Below are 18,990 nucleotides of genomic sequence, written 5' to 3'. Positions count from 1 at the left end.
AACAGGTGAAATCCATGGAAGAAGCCATTGACGAATTTATAAGATATCTAAGCTTTGTCAAAGAAGCCAAAGAAAATTCGCTGGTATCATATAGGCGGGATCTTATGCGCCTTTTATTTTTTATGCGCAAAGAGAGTATAAACAGCTGGTCGGAGGTTACTGAGGACCAGCTTTATTCATATGTAAGAAGTATGAATGAGAAGCTTATGGCTGACACCACTATATCAAGACATATCTCTACAATTCGGTCATTCTGGCACTTTATGATTGAGAGCGGAGAGCTTGAAAATGATATTACAGAAGGACTTAAAGCGCCCCACATAGAAAAGTCTCTTCCTAAAATTCTTACCGAACGTGAGATAGCTATGCTTTTGGAACAGCCGGATATTAATACTCCTAAGGGAAAAAGAGATAAAGCTATGCTTGAACTTCTTTTCGCTACTGGTATACGTGCAAGTGAGATTATAAGATTGCGAATTGATGATATAGAATTTAGACTAAACTGTATTGATTTTAAAAACTTTGGTCAAGACAGAATAGTTCCTTTTGGACAGCATGCAAGAAGCGCTATCATGGATTATCTAAAAGGGGGAAGGTTGAACCTTCTTGGAGATACCGTTGATGAGGGGATTCTTTTTTTATCAGCAACTGGTGGCAAAGCCATGAGCAGGCAAGGTGTGTGGAAGATGATCAAGAAATACGGGAAGATGGCTGGAATAAAGGCAGATATAACACCTTTTTCCATAAGGCATACATTTGCTTCTCATATGATTGAAAATGGCGCTGATATACAGGTGGTGCAGGAAATGCTGGGACATACAGATATAGCTTCTACGCAGCGCTATGCTGACAATAAACATAATTATATAAGAGAGATATATCAAAGAACTCAGCCAAGGTAAGCAGTACTATTAGACCTATACTAACCGGAATAAGTAATGACTATAAGCCTAAATACGATTACATAATAAAACGGTGTTGTATCCATAAAGACTTTTTTCGTGGGTACGTGGCAAAATTTATCATCTATATGCCTATAAATACGTTCCCATGAAATGTCTTTGAGGATATAACATCGTCTAAGTTGATCGTTCTTAATGTATAAAAATTATATCAGCTAAGTTCAGCAATATCATAAAGGAGTCTTTCTGTAGCATCCCATCCAAGACATGGATCGGTAATAGACTTGCCGTAGATGCCTTCTCCAATCTTTTGAGCACCTTCTTCGATGTAACTTTCTATCATTACACCCTTTACAAGTTTATGAATTTCGTCAGAGTGCTGGCGGCTGTGAAGCACTTCCTTGACAATCCTTACCTGTTCACGGTACTTCTTGCCTGAGTTATTATGGTTGGAATCAACGATAACTGCAGGGTTTTGGATGTCGTGCTCTTTGTAGAGCTGGTTAACAAGACTAAGATCCTCATAATGGTAGTTAGGTATATTACGTCCGTTCTTGTTCTGAGATCCGCGCAGTACGCAGTGTGCAAGGGGGTTACCGGATGTTGTGACTTCATAGCCCCTGTACAGGAATGAATGAGGATGCTGGGCTGCATATATTGAATTGAGCATGACAGTAAGATATCCGCTTGTGGGATTTTTCATTCCGGCAGGAACATCGAATCCGCTTGCTGTCATTCGGTGCTGCTGATCTTCTACAGAACGGGCTCCTATAGCTACGTAGGAAAGAATATCTTCTACATAACCCCAGTTTTCAGGGTAAAGCATCTCATCAGCAGATGTAAGGCCGGATTCTTCGATCGCACGTATGTGCATATGTCTCATGGCTATAAGACCCTGTCTGAAATCTGGCTTTCCTTCGGGATCAGGCTGTGATGTGATGCCTTTATAGCCTTCGCCTGTAGTACGTGGCTTATTGGTATAGATTCTTGGAATAATGATAAGTTTATCCTTGACTTTATCGTTGACTTTTGCAAGGCGTGATACATAATCGATAACAGCTTCTTCATTGTCAGCAGAACATGGTCCGACTATAACCAGGAATTTATCGCTTTTTCCTGTAAAAACGTCTGCAATGGCCTTATCTCTTTCTTTTTTGATCTCTTTAAGTGATGCTGCAACAGGGAATTCTTCCTGTATCTCCTGAGGTGTAGGAACCTTCTGAATGTATTCGAATGACATGGTGCTCCTTTCAAAGGTGGTAAAAGACAAGCATTTACCACTAAATGCTTTTATACTTTGGCGCTTTAAAGTGTCGATATAAAGTATAACATATTTTCTATAAAAATAAAGAAGAAATTTAGTGACGATATTAATTATTTTAAGGAAACAACCAAATGTCAAGAGAATTTGCATTTCATCCTATATTTATGACGTTTTATCAGAATTATGTGATATTCTATAAAACAGTGTTAAATTATAATTATCAAAATAATATATTGAGGTGAGATAATGAATGTTCAGATAAGTAATGAGGATTTTGCCTGGTCACAGCAGGCTATAGGTAGACTTTCAAGATATTTTGAGCAGAATGTTGTAGGACAAAAGCTCCTGGAAAGATCAATGATAGCAGCGCTTCTTGGTAACGGGCATGTACTTGTAGAGTCAGTTCCGGGGCTTGCTAAGACTACAGCAGCAAGAGCTTTGGCAGATGCGGTCGGTGGTAAATTTTCAAGGATACAGTGTACACCGGATCTTTTGCCAGGTGATATAGTTGGTACACAGATATACAGACAGGATTCCGGTAAGTTTGAAACAGTCCTTGGACCGGTATTTGCTAATATAGTACTTCTTGATGAGATCAACAGATCAAGTGCAAAAACTCAAAGTGCAATGCTTGAGGCCATGCAGGAGAAGCAGGTTACTATAGGTGGTAACTCTTATCATATGCCTAAAGATACTTTCTTTGTAATTGCAACACAGAACCCTATTGAACAGGAAGGTACATATCCTTTATCAGAGGCACAGGCTGACCGTTTTCTTATAAAAGAGAAGATTTCTTATCCGTCTATTCAGGAAGAGGTTTCTATCCTTAATATGATGGAAGCTATAGATAATAATGTAAAACAGGAGAAGCAGCCTGCAGTTCTTACTATTGAAGAGATTGCCAGACTTCAGAAAATTGTGGCATCTATTTATTGTGATCCTACAGTTAAGAACTACATTGCAGCTATTGTTGCTGCAACAAGATGCGCGGATCAGTACCTTCCCAATAATCTCAAAGGTTATGTGAGTCTTGGAGCCAGCCCCAGGGCAACTATTGCTTTTCTTAAGATGGGTAAGGCACTTGCGCTTATGCAGGGAAGACTTTTTGTGACTCCTGATGATATTAAGAGCATCTCAAGACAGGTTTTGAGACATCGTATATCTCTTCGCTATCTGGCAGCAGCAGATGGAATCAATGAGGATATGATCGTTGATGGTATCGTTAGAGCCATCAGAACTCCGTGAAAGGAATAAAACCATATGATGGGGAAAAAGCATAATACCGGTACATTAAGACTTCGTCCGGATTACGAGGCGCTTAATCTGCCGTCAGCTCAAATACATTTTAACGGGTTCTCTAAGACAGTGGGACGTTCAGACGGAGCTTTTAGATCTGTTTTCAGAGGTAGGAGTATGGAGCTTGAGGATCTGCGGGAATATGTCGCAGGTGACAATCTTCGTGATATTGACTGGAAATCTTCATCCAGAACAGGAGAGATTCTTGTCAGAAACTATGTTGCAGATAAGAAAAGAAGATTCATGTTTGTAGTGGATACTGGCAAGAACATGCTGGGTGCTATGCCGGATGGACATTCTAAGACTGCTGCAGGTATCATTACTGCAGCAAGTGCAGCTTACATGTGCACAAGGGCAGGAGCGGAATACCAGATCCTAGGAAGCATGGAAGCAGGACGGCAGGAGAGATATTCGTGTGGCCCCGGTTTTTTGGAGGCTTCATTAAGACGTCTTGAAGGATGCTACAGTATGAGCGTAAAGCTTGCAGGAAGAAAGAAAGCTTTACTTTCTGATGAATTCAACATGCAGCTTAGACGTATCACATCAACTCCTATGAGGAGCGTGTCACTTTTTTTGATAACAGACCTGTACGGAGTCCTTACTCTTGATGACAGGCTTATAAGGAGTATATGCTCAGTCAGAGACCTGTACGTGCTTCTTATGGAAGACGCAGACTGGGGAAGCAGCCATATATATAATGCACAGACAGGCGTTGCTGTCTCAGAGTATCTGTCATATTCTTCCAGAATGGCCAATGAGATCAGCGACAAGAAGGCTGCTCTTTTGACCAAAGCAATGAGAAATTTGCGCGCTTGTGGTGCTTCTTATGATATAGTCAGAAGTACTCAGGATATTACAGAATCTATAATTAAAGTATTAAATAGAGGAGTGGGCTAATGGAATTTTCAATTTCTCTTCAGAATGCCTTTTTTGATGACAAATATCTCTATATCGTGCTCATATCCCTGGCGATGGCAGCAGCAATATGTTTTGTGACTTTCTGCCTGATAAGGATAGAAAAGCCTGTGGCAGCAGTTGTTAAGAATGCTCCAAACAAGACGAATGAGATGATAGAGAAAAAACGTATTGAGACTCTGACAAGACTTAACGATCTTGATGTGAGATACAAGAGAAAAGAAATCGGAGTCAGAGAGACTAGTACGATTATCAGTATCACAGTAAGAGAATTTCTTACATATGCTACTGGCAAAGAGATGGATTGTAGTACACTTACCGAAATGAATAAGTGGAACAGTAAAGACCTTACAAAACTTATCGGATGCCTGTACGGCGCAGAGTTTTCAAAATATTCAGCAAAGGATGCAGCTAATTTCTTACGAGATGCTAAAAAACTGGTGGCAGCATGGAGATAGTACTTAGAAATAAAGAGCTGGCAATTTGTGTCGCGATAGGTGCAGCACTTGTGATTGCCGGGATACTTGGATTTAGAGAATATAAGAAAAGAAAAGCTCTTTCTAAAGATGAAATGAGCAAATATATGGGCTATGGCGCAATGTGGATGGTAGGTAGCATGAAAAGCTACAGGATCAGAAGTCTTATTCACAAGGTGCTTAATGTTATAGGAATCCTTGGTATTTCACTTAGTATAGTGTCTTCGGCATATCTTGTCGGAAGACCTTCATATACTGAGGAAGTAACAACAGGTGTTCAGAGACGAGATATATTCCTGTGTCTGGATGTTTCATATTCACTGTATGCTCTTAATTATGACTTTGTAGAGAATCTTAAGACTGTTGTAAAGGGGCTTGATGGAGATAGAATAGGTATTTCTATTTTTAATACTTCATCAGTCCTTTATATGCCGCTTACAGATGACAAAGAGTTCGCCTGTGAAAAGCTTGATGAGCTTGAACAGTACTTCATCAATCAGAAAAGATATTATGAATTGTATCAAAAATATTATGATGATATTACAGATGAAGAGGAAGAAGAGTTCTACGATCTTATAGATTGGCTTCTGGATTTTGAAGCGGGAACCGTTGTGAACAGTGATAATCTTGGAAGTTCACTTATTGGTGAAGGTCTGGCAACCTGCTTATATGATTTTCCTTCACTTGAAGACTCTGAGAGGACCAGAATAATCCTTCTGGTAACAGATAATGCAGAAAATGCATTCAAGAAGCCTTTTGTAAGACTTCCTGAAGCAGCAGATCTATGTGCAAAAAATGATGTAGTACTATTCAGTGTCTTCCCGCCTGAGGACAAGTTTAATGAAATGAACTATGGTTATGACTTTGATGAGCTAAGTGAAGAACTTGAAGATTCTTCCGTCAAGACTGGTGGAGCATTTTATATAGCTGATGAAGATTTTGATACAAAAGGTATAGTCAGTGAGATACAGTCGCATGAAGCCATGCAGGTTGATGAAATAAAAGAGACGAGAACTTATGATATGCCCAAAACACCTTTTATATTTGTGGTAGTTGGAATTCTTGCACTGGCTTTAGCAAGAGCAGGAGGTGCATGTTGATTACCAATCCTATATTTCCTTTAATAGTTATAATACCTGTAATAGTTTTGGTTTTTATAGGACTTTTTATCGGGACTGTAAGGTCTCATGCCGGAATGTTCAAAAAGGTTATAGAAACAGTTGTTACAGTGCTTATATGTATTTGTATATATGTTATCAATTTGAGAATTATGTTACCTTCAAGCCAGGCAACTGTTAAGGTTCCAAGTCTTAATGTTCTTTTTGTCATGGATTCTACGATCAGTATGTGGGCTGAGGATTATGACGGTGATAACTCTCGTATGGATGGAGCGATAGAGGCTTGTAACTATATAATTGATGAGTTCAATGGCAGCTCTTTTGCACTGATCACTTTTGATCATGAAGCAAAGGTCAAGATACCGCTTACTCCTGATAGGGAGTCTATAACAGATGCACTTGAATATATCTATGAGCCCAGCATGTATGTTGCTAAGGGTAGTGATATGAACAGCCCTGTAGATGAGATGAGCAGGATACTAACTCATATGAAGGATAAATATGAGAACAGAGAGACAATTGTATTCTTTTTCTCTGACGGAGAGGAAACCTTCGATAGTTCAAAAGAGTCTGGTAAGGATGGCTCTAAAGATGATGAGTCCGGAGATGAACAAGATGATGAGTCATCAGAATATAGTTATGCATCTTATGCAAGGCTTATAGGCCTCGTTGACGGAGGAGCTATAGTTGGCGTAGGTTCTGAAGATGGAACTACCATGAAAGACGGCGATGGCAATGATATATATGATCCTGAAACCGGTGATCTTGCAGTTTCATGTATAGGAGAAGAAAGCCTTGAGAGCATTGCATCTAAAGTGGGATTGGAGTATGTCCATATGGAGGATGTTGATGATCTGGAAGATATAGTAGATCATGTCATAGAAGATGCTACTTATGAGGCAGAATTAAGAGATGACGTTGAGAACAAAGAGGACACATATTATTATGTTCTTCCAATTCTTATGATACTGCTTGTATCAGAACTTATGATGTTCAGAAAGTGACCTTGAATAGGTAAATGTGAGGTTTTTAATGAAAAAGGTAAAGTTTGGCTTTTTGGCTGCGGCATTTGTCATTGCGATTCTGGCTGTAATAGTTTTTGGCAGAGTCGGATTAAACCATGTGTTTGCAAAAATGGTTGATTCAGGGAAATATTATATCTTGATGGAAGATATGGAAGACAGGGATCGTTATATGAATATGGAACAGAAGGTTCTGGAGATGCTTCCATATGATGCCTATGTTATGAACTATAATCTTGGTAATGCCAATTATAAGAATAAAGATTATTCCAAAGCTCAGATCTATTACGAAAAATGTCTTGAGTTCGAACTTCCAAAACAGAAAGAGTGTTCTATACGCATCAATCTCACAATGACAAAGATCATGCAGATTGACTTTAATACAGTAGATACAGGATATGAGGCATTTAAAAACGATGAAGAAGTTGATAAAGAAGCTCTTATAAAAAAGATAGACGGTGTTATAGATCAGCTCAAGGCTGACAGAGAGATCCTTACTGAGAAAAACTGTGCTGGGGCAGAGGATGATAATGGTCATAGCAAAGAGGCTGAGACTCTGAAAAAAGATATCGATGATAAGATCGAAGAGCTTGAAAAGATGAAGGAAGAGATCCAGAAAAAGATCGATGAAGAAAAGCAGCAGAATAAGGATCAAGACCAGAATCAGCAGGATCAGGACAAGCAGAATGAACAGAAAAACTCTGATGATAAACAAAACCAGGATAATAAACAGGACCAGAATAACAATAATTCTAAGCCTGACGATGTAGATGATGATCGCGAAGATGACATCAAAGAAAAAATGAAAGAAAAAGAACAAGACGCAAGACAGGAAAGAGAAGATGACCAGAAACAGTCTCAAAAGAATAAAGAAAGTCAGGAATATTGGGACAACTACACTTATGGAAGTGAAGGCGGACAGAATGATAAAAGCAAAGAGAGGATATGGTGATCATGAAGTGTCCTAATTGCGGAGTTGAGAATGATGATAACGCATTGTATTGCTATTTTTGTGGACGCGTGTTGCCACAAAAAGAGTGGAATATAAGTGCAGATCCGGATTCGGATCTAAAAAAGAAAAAATCAAATAGGATTCTAAAGATCATGCTAGGCATATTGGGCGGCCTTTTGGCCGTCAGCCTGGCTTTTCTTGCTGTAATGATAGTAAGAGATAATAAAAAAACTGATCCTGAACCTGTGGACATGCTGGAACTTGCTAACAAGTTGTATGAAGAAAAGGATTATATGACCGCAGCTACAAGGTATGAACTGGTACTGCAGGATGACCCGGATAATGAGGAAGCGGCCTTTGGGGCAGCTATGTCCAAATTGTATTTTATATCTGAAGAACTCGGAAGATATGTCATGGACGAAGAGTACATGGAAGCTTCGGAGTATATGAGAGACTTTTTGATTAATGATCAAATAGAAGATGCAAATGAGCTTGGATTGGAATTCCCTATAATATGTGAGACTATGTATGGTAAAGTCGGTTTTTATCTGGATAGCGAAGATAGATGCTATGTATATGTAGGCGATTTTGAAGACAGCATAAGGAGCGGATTTGGCTGCATTATCGCAAGTGATGTAAGTGATTTTATCCACGGAACGATAGAATGTTATGCAGCATATGGTCAATGGAAGGATGATATGCCCAATGGACAGATGGAAGTTATCAGAGATAGCGCTACAGATGATCATACATATATCAAAGGCACAGTCAAAAATGGCGTATGGACAGGTGATGTCGAATTCATAGGAATTGGATATAGCGGAGAGAATACCTTTGACCTTTGGTGTGAGTTCGAGGACGGAATTGCGGTGATACAGGAAGAAGTCAAGAATCAGGAAGGAAGATTTTATCGTATAAGTAAGGATGGCGATGATACAGGTACGTATATTGTTCAACCGATTGATGCCAGCGATATGACATATGGAATATATGCATACGCAGACATTATGTGATAATAAGTGGTTTTTGGTTAGGGGAGATTATTATTGATTGAATGATTAATAATAAACAAAAAGGATAAAAAAAGTCTATCTTTTTTGTGCATAATGTGATACATTATGTAGTAGTTAAGGCTATGTGATTTATGACTAGCCATAAAAGAGGGGATGCTTCCACTTAAGAGAAGCAGAGGGTGAGAAAAAAGTGAAAAGTTATATAGAATTGATTACTGCCAGTTCAGGATCAGTTATTGTTGATAATGGATTTGTACTTGCTGCATATTCAGATGGGAACGGAGCTGTACAGATCGGTATAGAAAGTGTGGGAGTAAAGAGTCGTAGTGGTGTCAGAAAGAAAAGAAATCTTGAGGCCATTCTCGATGCGCTTTCATACATGATGGAACATCCCGGGGAGGATAATAATCAGTCTTCTGTTGCAGATAACCTTCGTATTGTTCTTCATCATGCAGATGGTGGAGTTACAACAACAGGTAATGCAGTCTTATATAACGCTCGCCAGAATAATTATTATTTTGTAGGACTTGGATGCGATTCTCCTTATATAGAGCTTTTTTATCGTTTTGTAGAGGAGCATTGTGCCAGAATGCTTGATGAAGTACCTGGAAGGGCAGGAGCTTCGTTTCTTCCTGATAAACCACTTCCCAGCGGATTTGATGAAGCATATGATGAGAGATTTTTCAAAGCGGTTCCGCATCATAAACCTCGTAAGGATCTCAGACTTAGAAGCGCATTCGATTATGTGAGCTCAGGTATTTTTGTATTTGCTTATACCAAGGAAGAGGAGAGATATATTCATCGTTTTGCTCAGATCACAGGCATTTCAGATGCAAAGATCAAAGAAGGAATGTATGAATTCTATCCTTATGTTACTATTCAGGATAGAGCAATGGTTCCTGTAAGAAAAACAAATTGGGACAATATAATATCCTGCAGAGCATTACTCTGCAGGATGGGAGATTCAAAACTATTTGATTAAAATAAATAGAGGAAACTGGGCTAGCAGGATTCGAACCTGCGAAGTGACGGAGTCAGAGTCCGTTGCCTTACCGCTTGGCGATAGCCCATTGAATATATAATGAAAATCGAGATATAACAATTATATCAGATTGACATTAGCAGATGATGAATATGTTTTCTTTTTAGATTCTGCATTAAATGTATAACGCTTGGATTTAGGGATCATCCGATAACCGTTCTCGGTATCTTTGAGCTCATATTCTTGATGGTAAATCTTATTAAGAACATCAATTGAATGTATCTGTTTGTTGCTCTTTGAAATACTCATTGCTAAATACCTTATTACCCTGTGAAAAAACCCGTGTATCAATCCACTTATGCTATTATACATAAAGGGTTGGAAAAGTCAAGCATAAAAAATTAAAAAATACAAAATCGAAAATATACTGAATAATATCCCATGTATTATCTTAAGAAAATCCCTTTTTCAGTCGATGTAATCTATACAAAAGTTGTTACTGATATTAAATATTCGGAAGGGATGATTCGCATGGAAGTGATTTTTGCCGGTATTTTTCTGGTTATTGTCGGAATCTTTGTATGTTGTCTTAACTATAGTATAGAGAACAAAATAGTAGAGAAAGAAACTGAGAAAAATAAGAAGATCGTCAGTTTCAGAGCTCATAGGTTCAAACTGCGCTTCATGAAAAAAAAGAGCAAAGTCAGAAAATCAAGGAAAGCAAGTCAATACAATAGGAGAGCTAATTCCTATTAATTTATAGATTAAGTATATATGGCAAAAACTTGTATTCGGTCTGAATTCGTGGTATCGTAAAATGGGTTCAGACCGAATTTTGTTGTCTGATTTAATACCAAAATATATCTTTTTAGTTACAATAAATTATAATTACATCTTCGCTTTTGTGCGCAATAACCAAAAAAACAGAGTTTCATAACTGTAAGTTATGACATTTTACATTGATTGTAAAGCTTTATTGGTATATTATTATTAAGGACTCGTGCGAATTTTGTGGATAATTACAAGAGGTTTTCAGATATGGATACAACAGTATATGCTAGTAGGACAGCGGTTAAGAAGAGAACTCGTACTTCTTCCAAGGCTGTTCATAAGATAAATAAGCTTACAATAGTCAAGTGGATCGTAGCAGTAGCTCTTATAGTAGGTTTTACTGTACTTACTGAAGTTGTTGCAAAGCCGGATATATTTATGTTCTTTGCGCTTGGCGCAGGACTCATAATTCTGTTTCACAAAGGCTTTTCCATTAAAAAGTATGGAAGAAATTTTATAAGCGGATGGCAGTTCTGGGTATGGACAGCTGTTTCTGTGGCTCTTTTGATTGGAGCTGATCAGCTCAAGAAATACATGCTCTGGACCATGTTTGTAGGACAGAACTCAGGCATTATACAGATCTGGCAGAAGGAGAACTATATAGGAGTAGTCTTTTATGCTATTACTATGATCATTATACTGCCGCTTGCTGAGAACCTTTTTATATGTAAGGGACTTTTATCAGGCAAGAATAAGATTGCGCTATTTGTTCTGGCTATAGCAGGTCTTTTTGTAAGAGGTTTGTTTTATGCTCATGGATTCTACGGAATCCTTTCGTATGCAGTAGTTGCTATTCCGATAGTACTTGTATATCTTAAAACCAAAAATATGTATATAACATTAACAGCTCAGATTATAGTATCTGCATATCTTTTTATTCCTGATATAGCATATGATGTTGCCAGATTAATGCTCAGATAAGAGGGCTATGTCTTATTGAGGGGGAAGCGTGAAGAAAAAAAATCTGATTCTTATTATAGCTGCTACGACTGTGGCAGCTATTTATTTAGGGGCAGCTACATTTTTCTCATTTCATTTCTGTCCCGGATCCAAACTTAATGGTCAGGATATTTCCTGGATGACTATCAGCCAGGTTAGAGATCTTGTCGATTCAAAGGCATCGAGCTATGTTCTTGATATTGTTGGAAGAAGTGGTCTTGATGAGAAGATTACAGCAAGTGATATCTCCTGGAAGCCTGATTTTAATGAAAGTCTTAATGACAATCTGGGATTTGTGAATGGTCTTAAATGGCCGGTTTATGTCCTTTCCCACCGATCATTTACCAATGAAGATATGGCTTCTTTTGATGAAGAGCTGCTTAAATCCAAAATAAACAGTATGTCTTTTTTCAAAGAAGAGAACATGATATCACCGGTAGATGCTCAGCTTGTATTCGATGAAAATCTGGCTGAATATACTATAGTTCCGGAAGATTATGGCAGCAAGGCAGATAGAGATGCCTTTTATGAGGCTGTTGTAGAAGCGCTGTCTACTATGCAGATGACATTGTCGCTTGACAAGGCCGGAGTCTATGAAGAACCCAAGATCTTGTCTGACAATAAAGCTCTTACAGACGAATGTCAGAGTCTTAATAAGTATGCTTCAGCCAAGATCACATATACATTTGGTGATGATGTGATCACAGTTGATGGCAATTATATCAAAGACTGGATCAGCTATGATGGTACAACAACAACGCTTGATACAGATAAGGTCAATGAGTTTGTTAATACGCTGGGAAGGACATATGATACCTTCGGGCGTGACAGGACATTTACAACATCTCTCGGCCAGACTATTACTGTATCCGGCGGTGATTACGGCTGGTGGATGGATAGGGATACGACTTTGAGCGAACTTGTGACTGCAATCGAGTCTACAAGTATATGCGATATGACACCGGTTTATTTCGGAACGGCAGCTCAGTACGGCCCTCAGGATTATGGTACTAGTTATGTTGAAGTGGATCTTGATCATCAGCATGTTTATGTATATGAGAATGGATCCCTGGTAATAGATACTGACTGCGTATCCGGTAAGGCTACCAATGACAGAGTGACGCCAACAGGTACTTTTGGAATCACTTATAAAGAAAGAGATGCAACTCTTACAGGACAGAACTATTCATCTGATGTAAAATATTGGATGCCTTTTTATGGTAATGTTGGACTCCATGATGCAAGTTGGAGATCATCTTTTGGCTCTGATATTTATGTTACTAACGGATCACATGGATGTATTAATCTTCCACCTGATGCTGCTGCAGTCATATTCGAGCATGTAGAAAAGGGTGAAGCGGTTATAGTCTATGGCGGCATACAACCAAGTCAGGCCAAAGACTATTTGAAAAATAAGGATAAATCAGAAGAAGGAAATACTGATAATACTGACGATGGAGATTCTGCGGCAGGTGATGGAAATTCGCAGCCTCCGGTCGCTCCTGAAAACACAGGCACACCGGATGCTACAGATGCATCTTCAAATGTTCCGACACCGGATACTTCCACAGATGAATCTTTGGCGGTACCGGAGTCAACTGACCCGAGCGAGCAGATATCCGGAAGTGGTGAATAAGGTATTTGATATTAAGAAAGCGTCGACTCATGTATTAGTGAGCCGACGCTTTCCTTGTGCCGAGTACTATAAAACAGAATAACTGTAATTTTAGGGAGGAGGGACGGACTGATGGGGATCAATCCGTCCGGTATGAAAAAAGTTTTGTTGGGGAGTCAGAAACAATTGACTGTTTCTGATGATTATTATATTACAACGAATTTGTGTCCTAAATTTGGATAGTTTCTAAAGGCTTTATAAAGTAAAAATAAAAGTAAAAGTATTAATACAAATCTTCCTACTAGTGGGAAATTCGAGTCGCTTTGCTTTATTACCGGATTATTAAGGCATTAGATACTTATAATACTTCAATTAATGGGTGGGAAACATTCTGATATATGGTAGAATAAAACTACATGTAAGTAAGTTTTGTTTTGGAGGATTATAAAAATGGCAACTCAGGAATATGAATGCCCTGCGTGTGGAGGAGTTATGGAGTTTGATGCTCCTTCGCAGAAGCTTAAATGCTTATACTGTGATACTACAATATCTGTAGATGAGTATCATAAGATGGTTTCTAAAGGTAAAGCAGAGAAAGCAGCTGATTCAGAAGAGAAGTCTGACAGATTGTCTGATGAAGAGGCTGAAAACTATGGATTTGGCAAAGACAAAAATGTATATATCTGTAAGTCTTGTGGCGGCGAGATCATAGCAGACAAGACTCAGGGTGCTACCCAGTGTCCGTTTTGTGGCAATAATGTAACTTTTAAAGAGGTCTTTACTAATGGTCGAAGACCTGACTATGTAATCCCGTTTCAGCTTACCAAGGAACAGGCCAAGCAGAAATATAAGGATTATATCAAGGGTAGAAAACTTCTTCCCAAAGCTTTTTCCACAGAAAATCATATAGATGAGATCAAAGGGGTATACATTCCATACTGGCTTTTTGATGCCAATATGCATGTGTCTCTTAACTGCGAAGCAACCAAGGTAAGAACCTGGAGTGACAGGGATTATAGATATACAGAGACAAGCTTTTATGACGTATATCGTGAAGGCGATGTGCCTTTTAGTAAAGTCCCCGTAGATGGATCCAGCAAGATGCCTGATGATCTGACAGAATCAATAGAGCCCTATGATGACAAAGGACTTAAAAAATATGACGATGCGTATTTTGCAGGATATGTTGCCAATCAGTATGATGTTGATGAAGAAAAGTCAAGACCTCGTGCTAAGCAGCGTATGACAAATAGTGCTGTTAATGAGATCAAAAACAGTGTTCAGGGTTATAGCTCTGTAATGGTACGTAACCAAAATGTAGCTACTACATCAGAAGCCTGTAAATATGCTCTTTATCCCGTATGGCTTTTGTCTACGACCTGGAATGGACAAAATTTCTTATTTGCGATGAACGGACAGACCGGTAAATTTGTCGGAAACCTGCCTGTTGATAAGGGCGCAGCTTTTAAATATTTTGCGCTTAGTTCAGTTTTGTTTACTGTGCTTTTTGCAGTACTGGAACTGATATTCCGTATTTGAGACTGGGGGATGGACGATGAAAGGCTTATTTAAAAATAAAAGAATAATTACGCTTTGCGCAGGAATGGCAGCTGCTATTTTTATGTCGGCTCCTTTGTGCAATGAAGTATATGCCCAAAATGCGCAGGTTAGATCCGGCGAATATGGCTTTGTATATGATGATGGTGACCTTCTTACTGACGAAGAGGAAAAAGATCTTCAGGATAAGCTTGAAGAAGTTGGAAGTGCACATGATGTTCAGATTGCTGTAGTTACTACAGATTCATATTCTCAGTATACTATTGAAGAGTATGCGGATGATATGATGGATAGTGGTGAACTTGGCATGGCTAAAGGCAATAATGATGCAGGTATCCTTCTTGCAGTATGCATGGATACAAGAGAGTTTTATGCAAGTACCAGAGGAGAAGCTATTCAGATTTTTACAGATAATAATCTGTATTCTCTTGAAGATAAGTATACTTCTTATCTTTCAAGCGGTGATTATGCCAGAGCATTTGATAAGTTTGCAGATGGAGTTGACAGCTACTGCACAGCATATGAAAACAGAGATAAGATACCTGCTTGGAAATGGTTTGTATGCTTCCTTCTTGGACTCTTGTTTGGAGGTATCACAGTTGGCGTCATGGCAAGTGGCATGAAAAATATCAAACAAAATAACAGCGCTGCAGAGTATGAGCAGAAAAATAATGTCCGAATCACAGGAAGACATGATAGATTTATAAGAAAGAGTGTTAACAGAACTCGCAAGGAGACTGAGAATAGATCCGGAGGCGGTTCTACAACACATCGTTCGTCTTCCGGCAACACACACGGCGGTCATGGCGGACATTTCTAAATGTGTAGCATAAATAATTAAAAAGATAAAATTATTTTATATCATTGTTTTTTATATATAAAATCTTTAAAATTTTGAATCAGAAAGCTTTTTACGGCTTTCTGATTTTTTTAATATAATAAAATCCGGCAATTGGGAGCGTGGGAGGATTTGGCATGAAACAGACATCTTTGGACGAAGTCAGAAAGATTGCAGCATCAGGGGATTATAAACTAATACCTGTCAAAAGAGAGATCTTTTCTGATATAAGAACACCGCTTGAAACACTTAGAGCGCTTCAGAATGTAAGTAATCACTGTTTTCTTCTTGAAAGTTGTGAAGATAACAGACAGTGGGGCAGATATAGTTTTCTAGGCTATGCTCCTGATATGACTATTACAGTTAAGGATCATAAACTTACTGTAGTGACTTCAAATGGAACTAACACAAGCAAATGCGATAATCCCGGAGAGTATATCAAAAAAATAGTCGAAGACAATAAAGCTCCGAGTATTCCGGAGTTTCCGACTTTTACCGGAGGTCTTGTAGGCTATTTTAGTTATGAATATATGCAATACGGGGAACCTTCTCTTCATTTTAAATCCCAAAACGAAAATGATTTTGACGATATGGATCTGATGCTTTTTAGAAAGATCATCTGTTATGATAACTTAAAGCAGAAGATCCTTCTAATAGCTAATGTGGGAACTGATGATATAGAAGCATCATATAAGGAAGCTGTATCCGGAATAGATGAAATGGAGCATCTTATAAAAGGGGGACTCCAGAAACCTGTGATGAAGGGAATATTAAAGACAGAACTCAAACCAAAGTTTAGTAAAGAAGAGTTCTGTGAGAAGATAGAAAAGGTAAAGTATCACATCACAGAGGGCGATATATTCCAGCTCGTTCTATCTAATCCCATGGAAGCAGAATTTGAAGGATCACTTCTCAATACTTACAGAGTCCTTAGAACTACAAATCCAAGTCCATATATGTTCTATTTTTATGGTGATATGGAGATCGCCGGTGCATCACCTGAGACACTTGTAAAAGTTACAGACAGGACCATAAGAACATTTCCTCTTGCAGGTACCAGGCCAAGAGGCGCCACATACGAAGAGGATCAGGCTTTGGAAAAAGAGCTTCTGGCCGATGAAAAAGAAAAAGCTGAGCATAATATGCTGGTTGATCTGGGACGAAACGATCTTGGAAGATTGTGCAAGTTTGGATCTGTAGAAGTAGAAAAATACATGGAAGTAGAAAGATACTCACATGTAATGCATATCGGATCTGAAGTAAAAGGAATACTTAGTGATGAACGATCACAAGTTGAAGCGATAGATTCTGTTCTTCCTGCCGGAACACTATCCGGAGCTCCTAAAATAAGAGCCTGTGAGATCATAGATGAACTTGAAGACAGCCGCAGAGGAATATATGGTGGAGCTATCGGATATGTAGACTTTACAGGCAATCTTGATACCTGCATAGCTATACGACTTGCATACAAAAAAGGTGGCAAAGTATTTGTCAGAAGCGGAGCTGGTATTGTTGCTGATTCTATAGCAGAGAACGAATATCAGGAATGCATCAACAAGGCCAAAGCCGTAGTTCTTGCGATTAAGGAAGCGGAGGAAGAATAAATGATACTACTCATCGACAATTATGACAGTTTTACTTATAACCTGTATCAGTATTTTGGAACTCTCGATCCTGATATCAAAGCAGTAAGAAATGATAAAATTACTATAGAAGAGATTAGAAAGCTATGTCCCAAAGCAATAATCCTCTCTCCAGGTCCCGGAAAGCCCAAAGATGCAGGAATCTGTGAAGAGGTTGTAGGCCAGCTTGGGGATAAGATCCCGATACTTGGAGTATGCCTTGGACACCAGGCTATATGTGAATATTATGGCGGAACTGTAGATCATGCCAAAAAGCTTATGCATGGCAAACAGTCTGATACACAAATAGATACAACATCTCCCCTTTTTAATGAAATGCCTGCTATAATAAAAGTAGCAAGATATCATTCTCTTTCCCTTAAAGAGGATACACTTCCGGATTGCCTTAAAGTAGTTGCAAGGGCGGATGATGGTGAGATTATGGCAGTGCAGCACAAACAGTACAATGTGTTTGGAGTTCAGTTTCACCCGGAATCCATAATGACTCCTCTAGGAATGGATATACTTAAGAATTTTCTTAAGCTCACATGATCTCTTGACTTAGTGCAGGACATGAGGTTAAGTTTGGAAATGTTCCATTTTCAAACCCAAATTGGTGTCGCGAGCTTCACCAATTTGAACCATAAGTCACTTGCTTTGCTCGCGACATGAGGTTATTTATGAGTGCTGAAAACAAAGGAAAAAGAAAAACATTCAGGATCAATCCATGGCTTGCTAAGATTCTAATTGTGATACTGGTGGTTGTTATCGGGTACGAAGGCTATGATATTTACAAAGAAGTCCATGAAAGAGAAGTGGCTGTCAAGGAGTATGACGATATTGCAAGTAGCGCAGTTTCGACCAATCCCGAAAAGGACCCTGAAACAGGAGAGGAAAGTGTTGCAATAGATGAAGAAACCGGAATACCGGAGCTTGTTATTGATTATGACCTTCTATCCTCCCAGAATAGTGATTTTATAGGATGGCTTTACTGGGACTTTGATGTTGAAGATGATAAGTTCGACTTTACTTTGAACTATCCTATAGTCAAAGAGCATTATGCTAATCAGTATCTGCATGTTACGTTTACAGGTGAGAAGAACTCTTCTGGATGCATATTCCTTGACGAATTTTCTAACGAGAATTTTATGGGATACAGTGATTTCCTTTTTGGTCATAATATGCGTAACGGATCTATGTTTGGATCTTTGGACAGCCTTTATAAAATGCCAAATAGAGAAGAACTTAGTGAAGAACCTATGTATTTTTACATCTATACCAAAGATGCAGTTTTTAAATATGTGGTATATGAATTTGAAAGTACCACCAACGGCGATGATACTGTTTATGCGGTCATAGAAGATGATGCCGGATATGACTCATATGTATCAAGACTTAAGAACCTGAACAATTACAATTGCCCTATAGATATATCCTTTGAGGATAGACCAGAGATACTGAATCTATCAACTTGCTCCGGTCCGCATGGATCTTCAAAAAGATTCGTTATACACGCAGTTAAAGTAGGGACAATGGAAAATACATAAAAATAAAAAACAAGAATCTTGGAAACAAGGTTCTTGTTTTTTGTTTTATTACCGATAAATAAAAAAGAGCAGAAGTAAAATAACAATCATAAAAATACACT

Annotated in this window: 19 protein-coding genes and 1 tRNA gene; 17 read left to right on the top strand and 3 right to left on the bottom strand. The window is 38.6% G+C overall.

From position 1 onward, the window contains the following. Nucleotides 1–14 precede the first annotated feature (14 nt). Entirely contained in the window at nt 15–902 is an 888-nt protein-coding gene (locus BMX21_RS09860) for a tyrosine-type recombinase/integrase (protein ID WP_092043852.1), read from the top strand. A 211-nt stretch (nt 903–1,113) separates the two neighbouring features. Here the strand turns inward: BMX21_RS09860 and BMX21_RS09855 are convergent, their stop codons facing one another. Beyond that, nucleotides 1,114–2,142 (bottom strand): 3-deoxy-7-phosphoheptulonate synthase, encoded by a 1,029-nt coding sequence (locus BMX21_RS09855; protein WP_022753923.1) that lies wholly within the window; start codon nt 2,140–2,142, stop codon nt 1,114–1,116. A 270-nt stretch (nt 2,143–2,412) separates the two neighbouring features. Between BMX21_RS09855 and BMX21_RS09850 the strand changes: the two genes are divergently transcribed. The 8 genes from BMX21_RS09850 to BMX21_RS09815 all read left to right on the top strand — a co-directional run bounded on the left by BMX21_RS09850 (nt 2,413) and on the right by BMX21_RS09815 (nt 9,940). Further along, nucleotides 2,413–3,411 (top strand): AAA family ATPase, encoded by a 999-nt coding sequence (locus tag BMX21_RS09850; RefSeq protein ID WP_022753924.1) that lies wholly within the window; start codon nt 2,413–2,415, stop codon nt 3,409–3,411. Nucleotides 3,412–3,426: 15 nt separating this feature from the next. After that, nucleotides 3,427–4,359: a DUF58 domain-containing protein gene (locus tag BMX21_RS09845; protein ID WP_022757866.1), complete on the top strand. Its 933-nt coding sequence runs from the start codon at nt 3,427–3,429 to the stop codon at nt 4,357–4,359. After that, nucleotides 4,359–4,835, top strand: coding sequence for a hypothetical protein (locus BMX21_RS09840; RefSeq protein WP_022753926.1), 477 nt, complete (start codon nt 4,359–4,361; stop codon nt 4,833–4,835). Before BMX21_RS09845 ends, BMX21_RS09840 begins: the two co-directional genes overlap by 1 nt. Further along, nucleotides 4,826–5,953 carry a vWA domain-containing protein gene (locus BMX21_RS09835; RefSeq protein WP_027204840.1) on the top strand — a complete coding sequence of 376 codons (1,128 nt, stop codon included), beginning with the start codon at nt 4,826–4,828 and terminating at the stop codon, nt 5,951–5,953. The genes BMX21_RS09840 and BMX21_RS09835 overlap by 10 nt, the downstream gene beginning before the upstream one ends. Continuing rightward, nucleotides 5,947–6,975 carry a vWA domain-containing protein gene (locus BMX21_RS09830; protein WP_092043849.1) on the top strand — a complete coding sequence of 343 codons (1,029 nt, stop codon included), beginning with the start codon at nt 5,947–5,949 and terminating at the stop codon, nt 6,973–6,975. Before BMX21_RS09835 ends, BMX21_RS09830 begins: the two co-directional genes overlap by 7 nt. 28 nt (nt 6,976–7,003) lie before the next feature. Further along, nucleotides 7,004–7,945, top strand: a complete 942-nt coding sequence (locus BMX21_RS09825) for a tetratricopeptide repeat protein (protein WP_027206976.1) — start codon at nt 7,004–7,006, stop codon at nt 7,943–7,945. 2 nt (nt 7,946–7,947) lie between these two features. After that, a complete protein-coding gene (locus tag BMX21_RS09820) occupies nt 7,948–8,958 on the top strand; it encodes a zinc ribbon domain-containing protein (RefSeq protein WP_092043847.1) in 1,011 nt (336 codons plus the stop codon). A gap of 190 nt (nt 8,959–9,148) precedes the next feature. Next, a complete protein-coding gene (locus BMX21_RS09815) occupies nt 9,149–9,940 on the top strand; it encodes a hypothetical protein (protein WP_022753931.1) in 792 nt (263 codons plus the stop codon). A 15-nt stretch (nt 9,941–9,955) separates the two neighbouring features. Here the strand turns inward: BMX21_RS09815 and BMX21_RS09810 are convergent. Together BMX21_RS09810 and BMX21_RS09805 are read right to left on the bottom strand one after the other, a co-directional pair. Further along, nucleotides 9,956–10,028: transfer RNA gene (locus BMX21_RS09810), tRNA-Gln, on the bottom strand. Nucleotides 10,029–10,060: 32 nt separating this feature from the next. Continuing rightward, nucleotides 10,061–10,249, bottom strand: coding sequence for a hypothetical protein (locus BMX21_RS09805; RefSeq protein WP_027204837.1), 189 nt, complete (start codon nt 10,247–10,249; stop codon nt 10,061–10,063). A 222-nt stretch (nt 10,250–10,471) separates the two neighbouring features. Between BMX21_RS09805 and BMX21_RS09800 the strand changes: the two genes are divergently transcribed. The 8 genes from BMX21_RS09800 to BMX21_RS09765 all read left to right on the top strand — a co-directional run bounded on the left by BMX21_RS09800 (nt 10,472) and on the right by BMX21_RS09765 (nt 18,889). Further along, the gene (locus tag BMX21_RS09800; protein WP_027206973.1) at nt 10,472–10,696 is read left to right on the top strand and encodes a hypothetical protein; all 225 of its coding nucleotides are present in this window, start codon (nt 10,472–10,474) and stop codon (nt 10,694–10,696) included. A 282-nt stretch (nt 10,697–10,978) separates the two neighbouring features. After that, the gene (locus tag BMX21_RS09795; protein WP_027206972.1) at nt 10,979–11,692 is read left to right on the top strand and encodes a hypothetical protein; all 714 of its coding nucleotides are present in this window, start codon (nt 10,979–10,981) and stop codon (nt 11,690–11,692) included. Between the two features lie 28 nt (nt 11,693–11,720). Then, nucleotides 11,721–13,346 (top strand): L,D-transpeptidase family protein, encoded by a 1,626-nt coding sequence (locus BMX21_RS09790; RefSeq protein ID WP_092043844.1) that lies wholly within the window; start codon nt 11,721–11,723, stop codon nt 13,344–13,346. Between the two features lie 429 nt (nt 13,347–13,775). After that, nucleotides 13,776–14,864 carry a TFIIB-type zinc ribbon-containing protein gene (locus BMX21_RS09785; protein ID WP_027206971.1) on the top strand — a complete coding sequence of 363 codons (1,089 nt, stop codon included), beginning with the start codon at nt 13,776–13,778 and terminating at the stop codon, nt 14,862–14,864. A 16-nt stretch (nt 14,865–14,880) separates the two neighbouring features. Next, a complete protein-coding gene (locus tag BMX21_RS09780) occupies nt 14,881–15,702 on the top strand; it encodes a TPM domain-containing protein (protein WP_092043841.1) in 822 nt (273 codons plus the stop codon). Nucleotides 15,703–15,857: 155 nt separating this feature from the next. After that, the gene (gene trpE, locus BMX21_RS09775) at nt 15,858–17,324 is read left to right on the top strand and encodes an anthranilate synthase component I (protein ID WP_092043839.1); all 1,467 of its coding nucleotides are present in this window, start codon (nt 15,858–15,860) and stop codon (nt 17,322–17,324) included. Next, on the top strand, nt 17,325–17,894 hold the full coding sequence (locus BMX21_RS09770) for an anthranilate synthase component II (RefSeq protein WP_092043836.1): 570 nt from the start codon (nt 17,325–17,327) through the stop codon (nt 17,892–17,894). 128 nt (nt 17,895–18,022) lie between these two features. Beyond that, nucleotides 18,023–18,889 (top strand): class B sortase, encoded by an 867-nt coding sequence (locus BMX21_RS09765; RefSeq protein ID WP_177173995.1) that lies wholly within the window; start codon nt 18,023–18,025, stop codon nt 18,887–18,889. The last annotated feature ends 101 nt before the right edge of the window (nt 18,890–18,990 follow it).

It is taken from the genome of Butyrivibrio sp. TB (genome assembly GCF_900110805.1).
Lineage (GTDB): Bacteria > Bacillota > Clostridia > Lachnospirales > Lachnospiraceae > Butyrivibrio > Butyrivibrio fibrisolvens_C.
The sequence above is the reverse complement of the archived record's forward strand: the minus strand, read 5'-3'. Positions and strand labels throughout refer to the sequence as shown.